General features: G+C 39.4%; 16 protein-coding genes. 8 read left to right on the top strand and 8 right to left on the bottom strand.

The features are described from left to right. The first annotated feature begins 9 nt into the window (after nucleotides 1–9). From ACUXV0_RS06610 to ACUXV0_RS06600, 3 genes are all read left to right on the top strand, one after another. Entirely contained in the window at nucleotides 10–216 is a 207-nt protein-coding gene (locus tag ACUXV0_RS06610) for a YgaP family membrane protein (protein WP_446192284.1), read from the top strand. Nucleotides 217–291: 75 nt separating this feature from the next. Next, nucleotides 292–1,167: an aldo/keto reductase gene (locus ACUXV0_RS06605; protein ID WP_446192283.1), complete on the top strand. Its 876-nt coding sequence runs from the start codon at nucleotides 292–294 to the stop codon at nucleotides 1,165–1,167. Between the two features lie 340 nt (nucleotides 1,168–1,507). Next, entirely contained in the window at nucleotides 1,508–1,780 is a 273-nt protein-coding gene (locus ACUXV0_RS06600) for a hypothetical protein (RefSeq protein ID WP_446192282.1), read from the top strand. Nucleotides 1,781–1,887: 107 nt separating this feature from the next. Here the strand turns inward: ACUXV0_RS06600 and ACUXV0_RS06595 are convergent, their stop codons facing one another. The 5 genes from ACUXV0_RS06595 to ACUXV0_RS06575 form a co-directional block, all read right to left on the bottom strand. After that, nucleotides 1,888–4,917 carry a TraB/GumN family protein gene (locus ACUXV0_RS06595; RefSeq protein ID WP_446192801.1) on the bottom strand — a complete coding sequence of 1,010 codons (3,030 nt, stop codon included), beginning with the start codon at nucleotides 4,915–4,917 and terminating at the stop codon, nucleotides 1,888–1,890. A gap of 501 nt (nucleotides 4,918–5,418) precedes the next feature. After that, nucleotides 5,419–7,053 carry a sulfatase family protein gene (locus ACUXV0_RS06590; RefSeq protein ID WP_446192281.1) on the bottom strand — a complete coding sequence of 545 codons (1,635 nt, stop codon included), beginning with the start codon at nucleotides 7,051–7,053 and terminating at the stop codon, nucleotides 5,419–5,421. Between the two features lie 139 nt (nucleotides 7,054–7,192). Further along, the gene (locus ACUXV0_RS06585; protein WP_446192280.1) at nucleotides 7,193–8,338 is read right to left on the bottom strand and encodes a Gfo/Idh/MocA family protein; all 1,146 of its coding nucleotides are present in this window, start codon (nucleotides 8,336–8,338) and stop codon (nucleotides 7,193–7,195) included. Nucleotide 8,339: 1 nt separating this feature from the next. Further along, complete coding sequence (locus ACUXV0_RS06580) at nucleotides 8,340–9,752, bottom strand: arylsulfatase (RefSeq protein ID WP_446192279.1); 1,413 nt, start codon at nucleotides 9,750–9,752, stop codon at nucleotides 8,340–8,342. 57 nt (nucleotides 9,753–9,809) lie between these two features. Then, nucleotides 9,810–12,071 (bottom strand): TonB-dependent receptor, encoded by a 2,262-nt coding sequence (locus tag ACUXV0_RS06575; RefSeq protein WP_446192278.1) that lies wholly within the window; start codon nucleotides 12,069–12,071, stop codon nucleotides 9,810–9,812. Nucleotides 12,072–12,243: 172 nt separating this feature from the next. Between ACUXV0_RS06575 and ACUXV0_RS06570 the strand changes: the two genes are divergently transcribed. The 4 genes from ACUXV0_RS06570 to ACUXV0_RS06555 all read left to right on the top strand — a co-directional run bounded on the left by ACUXV0_RS06570 (nucleotide 12,244) and on the right by ACUXV0_RS06555 (nucleotide 14,083). Next, nucleotides 12,244–12,441, top strand: a complete 198-nt coding sequence (locus ACUXV0_RS06570; RefSeq protein WP_446192277.1) for a hypothetical protein — start codon at nucleotides 12,244–12,246, stop codon at nucleotides 12,439–12,441. Continuing rightward, nucleotides 12,442–12,759, top strand: coding sequence for a hypothetical protein (locus ACUXV0_RS06565; protein WP_446192276.1), 318 nt, complete (start codon nucleotides 12,442–12,444; stop codon nucleotides 12,757–12,759). A 155-nt stretch (nucleotides 12,760–12,914) separates the two neighbouring features. After that, nucleotides 12,915–13,154 carry a 50S ribosomal protein L28 gene (gene rpmB, locus ACUXV0_RS06560; protein ID WP_055149157.1) on the top strand — a complete coding sequence of 80 codons (240 nt, stop codon included), beginning with the start codon at nucleotides 12,915–12,917 and terminating at the stop codon, nucleotides 13,152–13,154. 107 nt (nucleotides 13,155–13,261) lie between these two features. Next, on the top strand, nucleotides 13,262–14,083 hold the full coding sequence (locus ACUXV0_RS06555; protein ID WP_446192275.1) for a purine-nucleoside phosphorylase: 822 nt from the start codon (nucleotides 13,262–13,264) through the stop codon (nucleotides 14,081–14,083). Here ACUXV0_RS06555 and ACUXV0_RS06550 read toward each other — a convergent pair. After that, nucleotides 14,080–14,892, bottom strand: a complete 813-nt coding sequence (locus ACUXV0_RS06550; protein ID WP_446192274.1) for an ion transporter — start codon at nucleotides 14,890–14,892, stop codon at nucleotides 14,080–14,082. The genes ACUXV0_RS06555 and ACUXV0_RS06550 overlap by 4 nt on opposite strands. A gap of 183 nt (nucleotides 14,893–15,075) precedes the next feature. On the opposite strand from ACUXV0_RS06550, the gene ACUXV0_RS06545 reads away from it, so the two are divergent. Beyond that, the gene (locus ACUXV0_RS06545; RefSeq protein ID WP_446192273.1) at nucleotides 15,076–15,555 is read left to right on the top strand and encodes a TonB-dependent receptor plug domain-containing protein; all 480 of its coding nucleotides are present in this window, start codon (nucleotides 15,076–15,078) and stop codon (nucleotides 15,553–15,555) included. Nucleotides 15,556–15,608: 53 nt separating this feature from the next. Here ACUXV0_RS06545 and ACUXV0_RS06540 read toward each other — a convergent pair whose 3' ends face one another. Then, a complete protein-coding gene (locus tag ACUXV0_RS06540) occupies nucleotides 15,609–16,436 on the bottom strand; it encodes an SDR family NAD(P)-dependent oxidoreductase (protein WP_446192272.1) in 828 nt (275 codons plus the stop codon). Nucleotides 16,437–16,534: 98 nt separating this feature from the next. Then, nucleotides 16,535–18,436, bottom strand: a complete 1,902-nt coding sequence (gene serA / locus ACUXV0_RS06535; RefSeq protein ID WP_446192271.1) for a phosphoglycerate dehydrogenase — start codon at nucleotides 18,434–18,436, stop codon at nucleotides 16,535–16,537. Between the last annotated feature and the right edge of the window lie 133 nt (nucleotides 18,437–18,569).

Raw genomic sequence — 18,569 nt, 5'->3', positions numbered from 1 at the left:
TTAGAGAAAATGAAAAAGAACATGGGAAATGCGGATAGACTCATTCGCGTGGTAATAGCAGCAGTATTAGGCTTCTTGATTTATAATGGCACTATTGCGGGTACTTTAGGTACTGTGCTTACAGTCATTGCTATCATTTTTGTGCTGACCAGCATGGTAAGTTTTTGTCCTCTCTACACCTTGTTTGGAATTAAAACCTGCAAGGTTAAGGGCTGATAAGTTCTATCTCCTATTTTTGCATAGAAGACGAGGCTTTCTCGTACAACAAAACCTGACAATCTGATTCTTCTTATGCAAAAGGTATATTTAAGCGATAGCGGACCCAAAGTTTCAAAAGCCATCTACAGTTTCTGGAGATGGGAGCATGAGAAAATGGCTGATCCCAAAAGGGCAGAGGCCATTATAGAGACCTGTCTGGAACTCGGTATCAATACTTTTGATTATGGCGATACTTCTGCTCAGCTACAAACCGAACAGGTAGTGGGTGGTATCTTAGACCAAAAAGGTGTCAAAAGAGAGGATATCGTGGTCTTTGCCAAATGCGGAATCAGAAAAGATAGAAGCGGATTCACGTATTTTGACAATTCCCGTCAATATCTGTTAGACTCGGTCGATAACTTCCTCAAAGAGTTGAACACAGACTATCTGGATATGTTCCTTCTCAATGGCTTTGATTACACGGCTAATCCTGAGGAAACGGCGGTGGTTCTACAGCATATTGTGCATACGGGCAAAGCCAAGCATATCGGTATTGCTAATTTTACGGGTGATCAGCACAAACTTCTTTCTAAATACCTTAGTGTGCCCATCGTTACCAGCCATATTGAGCTCAATCTGCTGGATACAAGCCCAATCCGTGATGGACGAATAGATTTTATCAAAGAACAATACTCTAAGCCACTGGTTTGGGCACCTTTGGCAGGAGGTGAAATTTTGGAAGGAGGCACTGAGCAAGCTATCCGAATCAGGAAAGTACTCAATGTGGTCGCCGAAAAGCACGATGCCAATTTGGAACAAATAGCCGTCGCCTGGCTCATGAGTCTTGGTGTACTGCCAATCATAGGATCGCTAAAGCAAGAACGTATCGCCAATGTAGCCACAGCTACGGATATCCAACTAAGCAAAGAGGATTGGTATGAGATTTACTATGCTTCGCTCAAAAAGTGATTGGTAACACGCAATTATTAGTTCTCTGATTGAAATGAAATCTTTTTATCAAGGTTGATATAAGGATAAAAGAGTATACAAGGCCTCGACTTAGAAAGTGAATCCTTAAGTCCCGTTTATTTGAATATTCATTGTCTTAAGAATGACCTATGGAAAGAGTTATTTCAATTAGTCAATTAAGATTCACTTTAGGTTTCTTTTTTTGACTCTTCTTTTAAGCCTTGCTGGTTTGTTTTATACAAAAAGGGTCAAAGTCTAATTTTACATTGACCTAAACCAAAATCAACATTTTACTTTGGGTCGTGATACAGATTATACTTCATTCTCTAAGTCCGGGGATATGCTTAATAATGAATTTAATACCTTTAGGGGTATTAAGATTAAAGCGACCAGGGAGATTAATTTTCCAATAACACTTTCGGAAGGCAAACTATTAAACCCAATTGGGCAAAAATACCCAGAGGTTTATAGTAGAAACAATCCTCAAAAATTGAACGTACTTTTATTAAAAGATGAAGACTACAAGAAAGTCGGCTTAGAGAAAAGAACTATTTTAAAAAATATTAAAACTTCATCAATTAGAAGCTTTGAGGTAGTAGAAATAAAACTATGATTTAGGATCAGAAAAATAAAAGTCATTTGCTCCAGAATCGAACAATCTTGGATTCAAAGAATACTGTCTGCAAAAGCAGAGAAAATTGCTATCGGATAAGGAGCTTCTCAATAGTACTCCAGAATCCACGCAGATAGTTTATCTTTGTATTCTTTTATTGAGACACCTTCTTGTATTTTGTCAAATACTATCTTTGACGCTTCAGATTGATATTCTCCGTTCACAAATGGGCCAACAAGTCCAATTATCATTTCTTCTGAACCTCTTAGTTTACCTTTGATTAAATACAAGGTTTCAGAAGGATTCATTTCAGTTTTAAATGACTCATGAATACTTACATTTTCTACCCAAAAGTCGTTATATTCATAGGACATTGTATTAAAGAGTGCTTTAGCAACTTCGGGTGCGGCTCTCCATTTTTTCGGTAAACTCTTGTTGTAGTTAGCATAAATGGAATGAACATTATATGCCAAGTAACTGTTTAAACTTGCCTCAATAAGTTGCTTGTTTACTTTTTCTTTTTTCTTTAATTTATTTTCAATAAGAATAAATAAAGTGTATTCCTCTTGGTTTTTAATCAGCTTTACTTCCAATTCTTTTACTCGATAACAAGAAATACAGTGCGTCAAATAGGTATCTAGGTAATTAGCAATATACTCCCCTTCTTTTGCTTCAGAAAGATATTGATCTACCCCTTGTCGGACTTTCTCCTCAAACCATAATTTATCATCCTTTAAACCTTGGAAAGCCGTGTCAACATAAAACCATTGACTAAGGAGAAACAGGGCATTGTCTCTAGCAATGTCTCTATTTACTAATGTTTTTATTGGTTTATAGAATTTTTCAATTAACTCAAGTGAATCCTTCAATTCACCAAATAGGTTGTAAATCTCAATGCTTTGACCATCCTTTGAGTTTTCAAGAAAATAAAATAATCGGTCAAAGTGAAGGCTGTCACCCTTATACGATTCATTTTCAATCCAAAATCTTTTCAATATTTCGTTATTTGATTGCCCATAAACAATCTTTAATTTCTGACTCATTTCTGGGTCGAAGTCTAATTCGTACAAACGATCTATCAGTTGTTTATTTACCTCTTCCGAAGGATATTCTTTTGATATGGCTCTAAGCAAATCATCAAAATCTACTTCTCTGAAACCTTTATAATTAAAAATTGACTGTTCTGCTTTGTTATAAATTAAAGTATCTTCTGAAAGCAAATCTTCCAATAGCCTATGAGCTTTTGACTCTGTTATTTTTAAGGTAGATAGACTATCAATGCTTAGATCAATGGAATTGAAAATTTGATTGATAACTTCATTTTTAAACAAAGCTGGCGGGGCACTAACTTTTATGGAAGTTTCATGGTTATTACAGATAAAACTTTTGACTCTGGTCAAAACAAAAGTAGAATCCTCTTCGAAAGTGACATCAAAGTAAGGGCAGATACCTTCGTGAAGCCCGGTTTCTAAGGTATATATTGAATCTCTCTCTGTAAGTAGTAAATCATCTTTGGAGTACTGGAAATCTTCCACATCAAGATGATTATACTTGCCGAAACTGGTAAAAGAAATTCTTGCATCAATTCCTATTTGATCCGAATTAAAGGCATAAGCAGTTTCTGTCATGTTCATTTTTTGAACAGGATCTTCTCTAAATTCATTGGGAAGCATGAGTATATTCATGCCAAAGGGTTCATAAGAAAAAGGTTCTAGTCCAATTTGAAGTGAATCTGTAAAGCCACTACTCTTAAAAAAAGCAGAATCGCGTTGATTACTCTCTGAATTTTGAATAAGCATAAAGCTCCTTGACCCCTTCACCATGTTTTTTACAAAAACAAATGTTCCACCCTCCTTTCTTAAAACGGCATACGCAGTAGGTACTTTTTTTTCTATTAGAGTAAAGTATTCTTCTATTCTGGCTTTTTGATTATTCGCTAGTATTTCTGTCTGTTGTTTAAGTGCGTCTAATGGCTTTAGGTATGTTACTCCAGGTAACAAACCATTATACCTTACCACATAAATATCTTTAGACTTTGGATCTTGATATACTCCGTAATAAATTTTAATCTTACCCCTTTCTTCAAATCCCTCCATTGGGCTATTTGTTTCAATGATCTCTATATTTTTTGGGAAATTGAAATAGAAATCGCCACTCTCAGATCTTCTCTTTATCCAAGGATCCAACTTATATTCATTTATAGTCGGTTGCAGGCCCTGAAAGAAAGTTGAAACCCCTGAAAAATTTAAAGATGTCTCACTAAATCCTATTACTATCTGAATAGCAGAATATGACTCTGTCATGGTAATTTGAAATCGTGAGGGTAGATCATTGACTATTCCTGAAAAGTTAATTATTCGGAGACTATCTGTATCGACCATTAGATTAATCTCAGTCTCTTGATCATTTAGCATTTCGCTGACTAACCCATTCTCTATAACTTCAGGATTTGCTAGAAAGGAAGGTAAAGCCATCATCAAGTATATGACCCCTCTAGAGATATTCGAGCTAATATTTATTTCACCTATTCCCTGGAAGCTTTTAGGAGGGAGGTTAGACATAGACAAAAACTGAAAAGGAAACTTTTGACTGATAACTGTTGTCCATTCGGTATCATTACTAGATTTGTACACATTGTGGATTTCGTTATTGGGTTTACCCTTTCTCACTCTTCTGACCGAGTAGCCTTTCTTTTTCAATATAGAAAGTACGTTCCTTTCACCTACCAGGTGGGCAGCTCCAACAATGCCGAATGTTGGCTTTTGTCGTGCAAATTTTATAAAAGAACTGGCCTGAATTACATTTCTATTTTGTAATTCCAGATCCCTTTTATAAGTCATTGGTAATTTACTGTCGTAAGATTCCAGCTTTTTATAATCATTGCTTAAATAAATTCTTTTCAATTCAAGATACTCTACTGAGTTCTGATCAAAGCTTGATTTGTCATTTTCTAAGTTGTCAATAAGGTTAAATTGATCAGACGATTTTTCAAGACCTCTCGGTTCTAAACCGAGGTTCAATCCAACTTGAAACAAATAGCCGTCAAGAAAAGTAGGCATCCCATTTTTTTGAAAAGAGTCCTCAATGTTTTCACCAAAACCACCTTTCTCATCCTTATCTTCCTTTTTCTCTATCATTCGTTGGTAGAAATAATCTATGAGAATTGAATCCACCTCAATGATATTTACTTCCGCGGCTATTAATTCACAATTCTTGATAGCCGAAAAAAGGGAGTCGTCGAATTGGAATAAATCTTCATCATTAAGATGCATGCTTCCAAACAAATAAGAAGGAGCCGGCAGATTATTTCCACTGATTTCCCAAAGATGATTAGAGTAAGAATTTTGTGAGAAGCTAGAAAAAGGACAGACGAAAAGGAGTAATATAAAACTTAGGCGGTTTAGCGTTTTCAATGGATTCTTTTTTTTTGAAAAGTATGTATAATCTAAGATTATATAAAATCAATGCGTTAATAATAATCGCTCAAAGTAGATTTTAATTATTCTCCGACCACATAGGTTAAAGTCGGCCATCCTTGAATGTAATTTTGGACTTGGGATTTCAGTACCTGAATGACCTTAAACTTTTTAAGCTCTTTTCTGCTCTGCCAAGTCCAACAACGGAAATCTGTAATCTTCCTATCGCACACGAAACCTCAAGGTATCACTCGGTTCATAACCTACTCTCATAGCCATAGTTTCATAGTTGCCAGCCTCTAGATTTAGGGGTTTGGTGTAGACCTCCCATCGCTTAGAATTCTCTTTTCTGTAAGCGATTGATGCTCCGGCGGTCATGCAGTTTAGCTTAACCATATCCGAAGTTTGGTAAATCTGTACGTCGGCAGTTATGGGAGGAGTATCATCACCATTCCACATGGCTGTAAGCAATTCTTTCTCTTGTATAGAGCCAAGGTCTTCTGAATCGGCAACCCAGTTCTCCATCACTTTTCTAAGTTCTGCCAGTTTTTCTGCATAGGCAGGGTCTTCCGCCAGATTGTTCAATTGAAAAGGATCGGCGATATAGTCATATAACTCTTCCTCTGGTTTTGTTTCTCTGAACCATAAACTCTGTGCCTCATTAAGCTCCCCCTTTTCGTGCATTTCCAGCAGCAAATTCATTGTGGGTATATTCTTACGGAATGCAATGTCCATATACAAAGGCTTCTCAGGATAATAGTTTTTGACATACTGGTACTGACGATCCATCACAGACCTCACCTGATCATATTCACTATCCAGCCTATCTCTGGCTCCAAAAATGTATTCATGCCCTTCCTGAGTTTTATACTTGCCTTCAAACGCCTTGCCTTGCATTTGTTCAGTGGTTTCCAGAGCTGCTAATGAAAGCATGGTGGGGCCTAAGTCTATTCCACTGATAAATCTGTCTTCCGTAGTGCCCGACTTATAGCCATTCGGGAAACGGGCTATTAACGGAATTAACAAGCCTCTCCTGTAGACCTCTCTTTTGTAAAAAGGAAGCCCATCTCCGTGATCGCCCCAAAAGAAAATGATGGTTTTCTCCAACAGTCCATCTTCCTCGAGTTTTTTGAGCACTTCGCCAATTTGGTCATCCAATTCCTCCAGATTGCTGTAGTGTCTGGCCACATCTGTTCTGGTGATCTCATGGTCAGGGTAATAGGGTGGAAGAGGTACCGTACTTGGGTCGACTCGCATCTTGTTTTTAGCCCTTGCCCATATCTGCGACTCGTGTGTAGTGGTAAAATTGATAACACTAAAAAATGGCTGATTTTCTTCACGGCCTCTCCAGTCGGCTGTATTGCTTACTTCATCCCAGACTGTAGGCGGAGCCTCAAACTGGTAGTCGGTTTTTACATTATTTGTGGTGTAATAACCGGCGGCCTTTAAGTACTCTGGAAATAGTTTGACCCCAGCCGGTGGTACAGAATTATAACTTTTAGGAAGGCCCGTCTGCTCTGGGTAAGTATTCCATAGGGTACGCATATTATGCCCACCGTTGCTGGTTTGGTATCTCCCTGTAATTATGGAATTTCTGCTGGGTGCACAGACACCAGCAGTGGTAAAGGCATTGGTGTAAGTAATCCCTTCACGAGCCAGTCTGTCCAGGTTAGGAGTGGAAGCCGTAGAATCACCATAAGCAGCCATCCTAGGACTTAGATCTTCGGCCGAAATCCATAAAATATTAGGTTTCTCTGATTCTATAACCGGCTCCTTAGCCTCTTGGCAAGAAAGTGTCCAGAAGGAGGATGTCAGCAGAAATATTGAGAACAGGATAGAATATTTTTTGATTTTCATAGGGTAAAGTGATTAAACGGTACTGTTTTTGCAAGTTGACCTACCGAACCCAAAAAGTTTTCGGTTAAACGGATACTAATTTCAAAAAAGCAAAATTGTAAGTCAAAAGAGACGCCTCAGCTGAAGCGTCTCTTTTTTATTATGCTATTTTGATGGCGTTCTTCTGGGCTATCAAGGCTAACTCCATAGCCAGAAAACAATGCTCTTGAGTCATGGCGGTGTTGGTTCTGTTCAGAACATCATCCACCATTTGCGGGCCAAACGGCAGTTCTACTTTATTACAATCCATATAAATGGTCTCTTTATGGTCGGTCATGTAGAGGTGATTGCCACCTTTATGACCTGATGCAGGGTCAATATTTTTTCTGATTTCAATGAAACCATCTGTACCCAGGATGGTCAAACGGCCATCGCCCCAGCTACCAAGACCTTTGGGCGTATACCAGTCCACTCGCACATAGCCCGAGCCGTTATTTCCTTTGACCATGGCATCACCAAAGTCCTCAAAGTTGTCATAGTCGGTATTATTGAAGTTTCCGACCTGAGATGCCAATACTTCAGCGGAGGTACTGTTGGTAAAATGAAGGAACTGGTCAAATTGATGCGAAGCAATATCGGTGATGATACCACCCACATTTTCCATATCAAAGAACCAGTCTGGTCTGGTTTCTTTCCTAATGATATGTGGCCCCAGGCCTATAGTTTGTACCACTCTCCCTATGGCACCCTGTGCCACCAATTCACTTGCTTTTACAGTGGCTCTGTTTTCAAAGCGTTCACTGTAAACTATGGCGAAAATGCGACCAGTGGCTTTCTGCACCTTTTTGACTTCTGCCAGTTGCTCCAGGCTGGTGATCCCTGGTTTATCCGCCATATAGTCTTTGCCAGCCTTCATTACTCTTATACCCAAAGGAGCTCGATCTTTCGGAATGCCAGCACTTAAGACCAGTTTAATTTCCGGATCGCTAAGAATCTGCTCTTCACTTTGAGCTTGCTTGGCTTGTTTATGTCTCCCTCCAAAAGCTTTATTCAATTCAGGTTCTTTGGCATAGTAGTATTTTAATTCTCCACCTCCTCGCTTGATAGCTTCTGTCATACTATAAATATGCCCGTGATTCATGCCTATTACCGCAAACTTTAATCTGGGTGAGCTGTATTTCTTAAGCGGTGCAGATTCAGCCTTTATTGCTCTGCTAATGTTTTCATGAAATGGCATTCCAGCCATCATGCCCATTCCGGCGGTGCCGGCTATCTTCTTCAAAAAATCTCTTCTCTTGTCTGTCATTTTATTTTGTAGGGTTTTCTTCTGTATCAAAATGAAAATCTTTGGAGTACGTATGTTCCTGCTCTATTAGAGCCAGTCCTTTTTTGACCAAATCGGGATGGTCTTCAGCAATGTTGTTCTCTTCACCTAAGTCTTCTGATAAATTGTAAAGCTCAATCTGCATTTCATCGGGTTTATTGACATTCAGTTTGATAAGTTTATGGTTGTCAAATAAGACTCCCTGCTTGCCGCCTTGTTCGTAAAATTCCCAATACATGAAATCATGTTTCTGCTGTTCTTTGCCCAGAAGAGACGGTAAAAAGGAAATACCATCAGTAGAATGTGAGAATGTGGCACCGCTTAATTCTGCCAGAGTAGCGGGTATGTCCACGAATCCTGAAATGTGATCGTTTTCTGTTCCTGCTTTGATTTTACCTGGCCATCTGGCTATAGTGGGTACTCTTATACCTCCTTCGTAAAGAGCCCTTTTGATACCTCTAAGAGGGCCATTGCTGTCAAAAAAATCAGGATCTGCTCCACCTTCAGCATGAGGCCCGTTATCGCTGGTGAAAATTACCAATGTATTTTCATCCAATCCTTTCGCCTTTAGAGCCGCCATTACCTGACCTACCGTTTCATCAAGTTCCCTGATCATGGCCGCATGTCGTTTCTGGTTTTCGGGCCAGTCTTTATTGTCAAATTCTGAAAAATCTGGCACTTCCATGCCTGATAGACCATAATGGCCGGCTTCATTATTGGCATGCGGTACTACCAGCGGCAGGTAAAGGAAAAAAGGTTGCTCATCACTCTTATTGATAAAGTCTTTTGCTTTTTGAGTAAAGAGGTCATTTGAGTATACTTTCTTATTCGTAGAATAGCCAGCTTGAAAAACACCTTCTCTTGGAGCTTCTTTTTCCATTTCATTGCCCAGTATAACCTTCTCCTCATTTTCATAAAGAAACTCAGGGTAGTGATTATGGGCATGTCTTTGGTTGAGATACCCAAAAAAGTAGTCGAAGCCCTGTTTTGTAGGTATGCCTGTGCTTCCTTCTTCACCAAGTCCCCATTTACCGATCAAGGCTGTTCTGTATCCTTGCCCTTTCAAAACCTCTGCAATGGTCACATCCTCTGGCTCCAGTGGCACTCGTTGATTACCTCTTACTCGTGCGTGGCCATTATGTTTTCCGGTCATCAGGGTACATCTGGAAGGAGCACAAACGGTATTGCCGGCATAATGACGAGTGAATTTCATTCCTTCGGCTGCCAGCTGATCTATGTGTGGAGTCTCAAAATGAGTTTGACCAAAAGAGCTTAAGTCGCCGTAGCCAAGGTCATCTGCCAGGATGTATATAATATTAGGAGCCGTGGTCTCTTTTTTTTCGGTGCAAGAGACCATAATGAATCCTGCCAGCAGCAGGCTCAATAGATTCTTCATGTTTCATTAGGGTTGAATACTCAAATAAAACCAATCCCAATGAATTTACAATGATGCTCAGTCTAAGTTCCAACGTAAACCTATAAAGCCTCGACGACCTTGGTTAGGAGCATACACATATGAAGGGTCAAAGGTCAGAGCATAAGGGTTTTCTGCAGTAGGCAGAACATTGCCTTCTGCATCAAAATCCACCATTCTATCGAAAGGATCATGGGCTCTGGCGATGCTATTGGCCGCAGGCGTAAAATCAAGAAGATTCTTTATGCCACCATAAATTTCAAAGCCACTTTTTGCATGCTTGTAACTCAGTTGGATATTCTGGATACTCCACCAAGGAGAGCTGGATGGGCGAGGATCTAATTCTCCTAACACGGGTAAATCCATAGGGCTATAGAGGTTTCCTGTATAACTGAAAGTCAGGTTTGGAGAAAAAACAGGTGTAGCAAAGGACCATACGCCTTGGAATCTTTCGGTGAGAAGTGGAACTCGGCTTACTCCGTTCTCTACAATTCTATTGTCCATCAAGGTGCCGCCTATAGAGGCCGAGAAACCATTAGCTGCATTGAAATCGATATTAGCTGAAATCCCTTTTGAGACAGAATGGCCGTCAAGATTTCTATAAATAATCTGATCGGTGTTGGTCTCGTAATCTGGTGTAATTCTATTATAAAAATAGGTATAAAATGCTGTGGCGTCTAGTCCTATATAGCTATTGGAGGAAGTAACCAATTTGCCCATGTAGTTCAAATTAAGGTTTGTGCTACGCTCGGGTAAGAGTTCCTCGTTTATAATGACATCTCTGGCTCCAGTTAAGGCAGCGTGATCTTCTGTAAAGACGTTGACTACTCTAAAACCGGTACCTACATTAAAGCGAACCACCTGCTGAGGAGTAGGTGAGTACTTCAGAGCCAACCTAGGGGTATGTATCAACTTGTGAGTAGGGTGGTAATCTAATCGGTAGCCTCCCAGAACATTGAATTTGTCTGTAACTTTGATTTCATCTTGCACAAAAACTCCCGGAAGGAAAGTGTTATTCGGCTGATCAATGTCTAAGTTTTCAGAACTGGCTGTGGCGGGTGTATTATCATTATAAAAGGTATTTCTAACGGCTAAGCCGGTAGAAAATTGATGTTTATTTATGCCTTTTAGCCATAGCAATTGCCCAAAGGCAATCTTCTGTCTCGCCAGATATGGGGTGTCTCCATAAACCGAGTTTTGCTCATGATCATTATAAGAAACAGAAAGAGAAACATCCTCATGAGTAGGTAGTTGATATTTACCCAGAACTTCCCACCGTTGGGTGTAGATGCTTTCACCGTAAACCTGGTCACCACCTCTAAAGGTCGGAGTCCAGTTCATTTCTCCACCCCAGCGGTCTTCATAAAAATACCGGCCGGCTACGTTAAAGACAGTTTTTCTGTTTTTTGTCAACTGAAGCTTTTGAAAAACGCTGACTCGGTTTTGAAGTGTAAGGTCAGTGAAATTGTCTCCGTTATTATCAATTGGCTTACCGTAATGGTAATAATTGACACCAGTGAGGGCATCAAAACCATTACTAAATGACTTTTTGAATCCAAGATCAATATTTTTTTCGGTCCAGGAGGTAGCCATCACATCTGCGGTGAATTTGGGGGCTTTTGCGGCGGATTTAGTGATAATATTGATTAAACCGCCGACAGCTTCGCTACCATAAAGTGAAGAAGCAGGCCCTTTAACAATTTCTATTCGTTCAATCATCGAGTTTGGAATTCCGCTCAGCCCATATACTGTAGACAGTCCACTGACTATGGGCATCCCATCTAGTAGCACCATGGTGTATGGTCCCTCAAGTCCATTGATATGGATATCGCCGGTATTACAAACATTACAATTGACCTGTGGCCTTACGCCATTTACATTTTGCAAAGCTTCAAAAACGTTTGGTGTTGGGTTTCTTTGAAAAAACTTAGGCGTGTAAATCTCTACAGGTACAGGAGATTCCATTCTACTCACTGGATTAAGTGTCCCAGTTACCACTACCTCTTCAAATGCAGTATTTGCGGACTCCATAATGACGCTAATAAAAGTTTGACCGTCAAGCTCAATGATTTGATCCTTGTATCCTACAGCAGAAATTTTCAGACTTCCTGAATTCAGATTTGTTTCTATGGAAAACTCGCCGTTCTCATCACATAAAGTTCCCGAGTTGTTTTCTTGAAACTGTACCGCAGCAAAAGGAATGGGCTCTTCGTTTGAATTCAGAATCTTACCTCTGATCTCCTGAGCAGTAGCTCCAAAGGCCAGAAAAGTGAAGAGTAGAAGGCTTATTATTTTCTGCATGTACAGTTGTATTTGAAATAAATATTATACAAATATAAATAAAAATTTAGAGTAGTCTAAAAATTATTTGAGTTGATTGTAAATATCTCAAATTTGAGAATTGGCACATGCTTTGAAATACCCCATTCTGAGCAAGTCAAAAATGCTCATTCACTTATAAAATCACTGATCAATGAAAATACTTGGTATAGGAACCCGTGTAAAACATGAAGATTTTGGGCAGGGTGTGGTCATTCAGGTTCATCCACATCACTATTTAGTTGCTTTTTACAATCAAGGCAGAGAGAAAATTGACCTTGACTATAATTTTGAGATTATCGAATATGTAGAACCTGAGGATGACCTGGTGAGCATGTGGGAGGTAGAATGAGTGTTTAAGCAATTACTCAACAAATGGATGGGTTCAGCTGAAGTTGTCAATATTGCTGACCGATGGAAAGGAGGGAAGCTTATTCTACAACCCGCAAACACAGAACTGAGCAGTAAAGAACTACCGAAAGAGACCTTTTTTCATAAAATAGTGATGATGCGGGATAAATTAAGGGTGCTGGAGCAAAAGGTGAATTCTTCTGATCTGGATGATCAGTCAAAAGTTGATATTCAGCAATATATAACTCGATGTTATGGGTCAATGACTACTTTCAATGTCTTATTCAAAGACAAGGAAGATCAGTTTAGTACCAAATAAGTGCCTAAATAACTGAGGGATAAGAATTAAAGGACTACTTTTGTGTCAAATAAATTTTAAAAGGGGTGTTGGCATTCTAAAAAGATATGTCGATATTTGCAGCCCAATTGAGTGGTCGTTTCGTGAAAGCGACAGAAATCTAAATAGTAGCGATTATGTCTAAGGTTTGTCAAATCACCGGTAAGAGAACAAGAGTGGGTAACAATGTTTCTCACGCTAACAATAAAACAAAGCGTAAGTTTTATCCGAATCTTCAGAAGAAGAAATTCTTCTTAGAGTCTGAAGGTGTATGGGTTGAGCTTAAAGTTTCTACTAAAGCAATGCGTACAATCAACAAGAAAGGATTGGATGCTACATTAGTACAAGCAGCCAGAAAAGGAACGCTTTCTTTGTAAGCACATAAGATATTTAAAAAAGGAAGGGTTAGACCGTTAGGTTTAACCCTTTTTTTATGTCATCTTCAAGGCCATCCATTCCGTAACTGTATTTCAAATAAAGCAATATGAGTTTACTAGATAGAATCAATCAAGCAGCAGATTTTCTTCAAAAAAGCACAGACAATTTTTCTCCTCAATTCGGAATCATTTTGGGGACCGGGCTGGGAGGTTTATTGAAAGAAATCGAGGTGGCTTATGAAATACCTTACGCAGATATCCCTGATTTTGTGGAGGCTACGGTAGAATTTCACCCGGGGAAACTCGTCTTTGGTCACCTGGGAGGAAAGAAAGTGGTCTGCATGAGTGGCAGATTTCATTATTATGAAGGGCATTCTATGGAGCAGGTGACCTTTCCGGTAAGAGTTATGAAGACCCTGGGAATAGAGCGTCTGTTTATCTCCAATGCCAGTGGAGGTATGAATCCCGACTTCAAGGAAAGTGATCTGATGATCATCAATGACCATATTGCACTATTCTTGCCTGAGAATCCTTTGGTAGGTGAATGCATTATGGGAGATAGATTCCCGGATATGTCAGAGCCTTATGATCAAACTATGATAGACTTGGCAAAGACTATTGCCAAAGAAGAAGGTATTGAAAGAATGCAGGAAGGGGTTTACGTTTCAGTGAGTGGACCTAATCTGGAGACAAAGGCAGAGTATCGACTATTGAGAATGGTAGGAGCAGACGCAGTGGGAATGAGCACCGTACCAGAAGCCTTGGTAGCTATTCAGATGGCTTTGCCAGTTTTTGCGATATCAGTGATTACCGATATGGGTATTCCAGAAACGCTTCAGAAGGCTGAGATAGAGAAAATACTTGCTGCAGCATTTAAGGCAGAGCCTTCTATGACTTTGATTATTAAAGAAATGGTAAGCAGGCTTTAACCTTCTAGTCTTTCACCACAGCGGTAACAGAATTTGGCAAAGGTGTCATGCTTTTCTGCTCCGCAGTTCGGACAAGATTGAGTATTAAGTGAGGCCTTGCCAGGTTGTTGTTTCACAATTTCTGAGCTCACAATTCCGGTAGGAATAGCGATAATGCCATAACCCATAATCATCATAATACTGGCGATAAACTGTCCAACAACGGTTTGCGGTGCAATATCTCCATAACCCACTGTTGTCATTGTCACGATAGCCCAATAGATACTCCTTGGAATACTCGTGAAACCTGACGAGTTATCTTCCACCAGATACATTACAGTACCAAGAATGGTACAAAGTATTAAAATAGCAAAAAGGAAGACTGAGATTTTGGTCCTGGAAGCAATCAAAGCCGTCATAAGCTTATTGGATTCTCCAACGTAGGTACCCAGCTTTAAAATACGGAACATTCTTAAAAGCCGTAAAGATCGCAAAGCAATGAGAGCATGTGAGCCAGCTATAAATATCGAGAGGTATTTGGGTACAAGGGAGAGGAGGTCGATGACCCCGTAAAAGCTAATCACATATTTCATTGGTCTTTTTAAAACCAGAATACGCATGAGGTATTCGATGCTAAACAGTGTACTGATGATCCATTCAAGGTTATTAAAGAGTAGTCCAAAGCGTTGATTTAGGCTTTCGACACTGCCCAGCATCACCAATATTACAGATCCGACGATTAGCCAAAGAAGAATGACATCAAAGAGTTTACCTTCTTTTGTATCAGCCTCGAAAATGATTTCGTGCCATTTGGCTTTCCAGTCTTTCATGAATTCCTTGTTTTCCTGCAAAATAGCAGCTTTTGGCGAATATTAATTATTGGAAATAATGGAAAGATTGATAATTCAATAAATATTGAAAATATAATAAAATAAATAATTACATTTCTTAGGGTCCTAAACTTCTCTAAATCAATTAGAAACATTATTTTTATTAGATAAACTAGTACAATAATGAGAAGACTACTATCTGGATTTTTAGGCCTGGCCGTTGTTTTTGCGGCAGCGTCCTGTGCAAACCGTGCAGGTTCAATACAAAATAACGAAAAGAAAAAGGAGATTAGCGATGGTTATACCACGCAAAGTGATCGTAATTACACGGGTTCTGCTGCGGTAGTAGAAGAGGTGCATCAGGCCATACCATTAGAAACTTATTTAAGAGGTGTGGCAGGTGTTTTGGTGAGTGGAGAAGGTAGAAGTGCGGTCATCAGAATCAGAGGATTGGCAAATTCATTTGTCGGAGATTCTGAGCCTTTATTTGTGATCAATGGTATGCAGGTAAACGGAGGCTTTTCCACCATTTATGATATGGTGCCTTCAAATTACATTAAATCAGTATCTGTTCTTAAAGATGCCTCAAGTACAGGAATCTATGGTTCCAGAGCATCAAACGGGGTGATTGTAATCACTTTGAAAAAAGGTGAAGACACTTAAGATATTTATTCAACCCATATCTTCAAGAGCCTCTGTGAGAAATCGCAGAGGTTTTATTTGTATTTGGAGGTCATTTCCTCTGAAATATTCCAGATTTTGGCAGCCAAATCCTCATTGACCAGCTGATCTGCAGTTCTTGTCAACTGGCTATTTTTAAAATAACTTCCTGACGGAGCCTTCGGGTCTTCTTCAGAGGCAAGATAAGCCGAGGTGGCTGCTCCCTGGTCCGGGCTTTTCATAAACGGCTTAGCTAAGATCATCATAAGCTTAAAGAAACCGTTAAGAGAATCACCAAAGCCAGATTTGATGACACCAGGATGTAAGGCGTACGCCTTAAGGTTTTGGATTCGGTACCTTTTGCTTAATTCTTTGGTGAAAAGGATATTAAACAGTTTAGAATTAGCATAGCCAAGCATAGGAGAATATCCATTCTCAAGCTGAAGATTATTGAGATCTGGTTTAGCTTGTTTGTAAATGTCAGAAGCTACATTGATAATCTTGCCATCAGACTTTAAAATGAGTGGTAGAAGCTTAGTGGTTAATAAGAAAGGGGCAAGGTGATTTACACCAAAATGTTGCTCAAAACCATCTTTGGTTAATTCCCTTTTGTCAAAAATAGCACCTGCATTATTGATCAGGTTATCAATAACAGGTGTGGTCTCGATAATCTTTAAAGCGGCATCGTGTACCGACTGAAGGTTACTGAAATCACACTGAATAAAACGACTGTCATCACCAAGTTCTTTCAATAAATCATTTGCCTTATCCTTATTTCTTGCAACAACAATGATTTCATGGCCTTTCTCAGAAAGGATTTTGGCAGTTGATTTTCCGATACCAGAAGTGGCTCCGGTTACGATCGTTACAGGGTTAGTATTCATGATTATTTCAATTTATGATCTCGTTCTCTTCGAAACGAGAAAAAGCTAACGCTCAGGTCTAAAAATAAAAAACTCCGACATCTCTGCCGGAGTTCATTTTAGAATAACTTTCTAAACTTAATGGTCTCTGGTATCTCTCGTAATTCTTCGAGGAACTCCGGAGTATACGAGATCGCAACATCAACGATCACGTAACCAACAGTTTCATTTGTTTTGAGGTATTGACCTCTGACGTTAATATTATGCTTAGCAAAAATGGTATTGATTTTTGCCATAATACCTGGTACGTTCTTATGAATATGAAGAAGACGGTGACTATCAGTTAACACCGGTAACTGAACTTCAGGAAGGTTAACACTACCTGTTGTACTTCCGTTATTGATGTATTCCAGCAATCTCTCTGGCACATAATGTCCAATCATCTCCTGAGCTTCTTCAGTGCTTCCACCTACGTGAGGAGATAGAATGACATTTTCAAGCCCCATCAATTCACTTTCAAAAGGATCGTCATTGGTACGTGGTTCCTTCGGGAACACATCTACGCCAGCTCCGGCCAGTTTACCTGATTTTAATGCTTCTACTAAAGCAGGGATTTCTACTACAAAACCTCTGGCCAAGTTAAGGAAAATAGCCCCATCTTTCATTTGGTCAAATTCCTTCTTGCCGATCAGGTTTTTATTTTCAGGTCTTCCGTCGATGTGAAGTGAAACTACATCAACAGTATTGAAGACCTCTTCCATGGTTCTGCATTTGATTGCATTACCAATCGGCATCTGATCTACGGCATCATAGAAATACACTTCCATACCCATGGCTTCAGCTACAACAGATAACTGCATACCGATATGTCCGTAGCCTATTAAACCTAGCTTTTTACCTCTGATTTCATAAGAGTTCTTTGCTGACTTGTTCCAAACCCCCTTATGCATTCTTTCGCTATTTGAAGGGATTTTTCTGATCAGCATTATCATTTCTCCGATAGCCAGTTCTACTACTGAACGGGTATTGCTATATGGAGCATTGAAAACGGCGATACCTCTTTCCGTACAGCCATCTAAGTCTATTTGGTTAGTACCAATACAGAATGCACCTACAGCGATAAGCTTATCTGCGTTCTCCAAAACCTTTGGAGTAATATTCGTCTTAGAACGAATACCAATTATTGATACACCTTTGATCTTTTCACAAAGCTCTTTCTCGCCCATTGCTCCTTTGTGAAACTCCACATCAAAACCTTCCTCTTTGAAAGATTCCACGGCTGCCTGATGAACATTCTCTAAAAGAAGAACTTTAATTCTTGATTTAGGGTAAGACTGGCTTCTAGGTAAGTGATTTAACCATAAAAACTCATCAAGACTTTTGACCACGTGATCAGCCTTCTCCATTACAGCCGGCCTTTCCACATTTTCTGTGAATGCATAGAAAAACTGAGCTAAGCCACTTTGCTTGATTTCATAATCAGTAAAGCCATCTCCAATGACATGAATCTCAGCGTCTAGTTCCAGAGACTCTACCAGCTTTATTTTACCACCGTTACCAGCCAGTGGATTCTCTTGATCAGCTCCGGTTATATTTCCTTCGGCATCATAAGTGAACGTATTGGCATAAATATTCTCTTCCAGTACACCAAGTTCAGTAGCTACCGGTACAATGAAATCTTTAAATCCACTGGAAAGTATGATCACATCCTCTGCACAGTGGTCAAAGAAGACCTTATTTCTGGCGAAAGATTTGGAGATTTTCGTTTTCAAAAAGGCAACCAATGCTTCAACATGAGATTTATTGGCGTTCAATAGTGCCAGTCTTTGACTCAAAGCCTCAGCGAAAGTGATCTCACCACTCATTCCCTGATCTGTCAGGTCTTTGATCTTTTGTACAGTCTCATCTTGATTTGGAGTGCCTTGTAGTGCAATTCTTGCTAGTTCGTCAAGACCTTCTACCTGGCTGAAAGTACTGTCGTAATCAATAATGTACTTCCTTTTTTGTGCTGTATCGCTCACTACGAGTAATTGTTTTCTGATTTCTTAAACTGTGATTTTGCTGTTAATGAGAGTCCAATGAACTTTCATTTGTTCAAATTTAATGACATTTCATCTGTGACTTAGTATCCACAGTTTCAAAACGTCAAAATAT

It is taken from the genome of Jiulongibacter sp. NS-SX5 (genome assembly GCF_052828545.1).
This window is presented reverse-complemented; position numbering and strand designations above follow the sequence as displayed.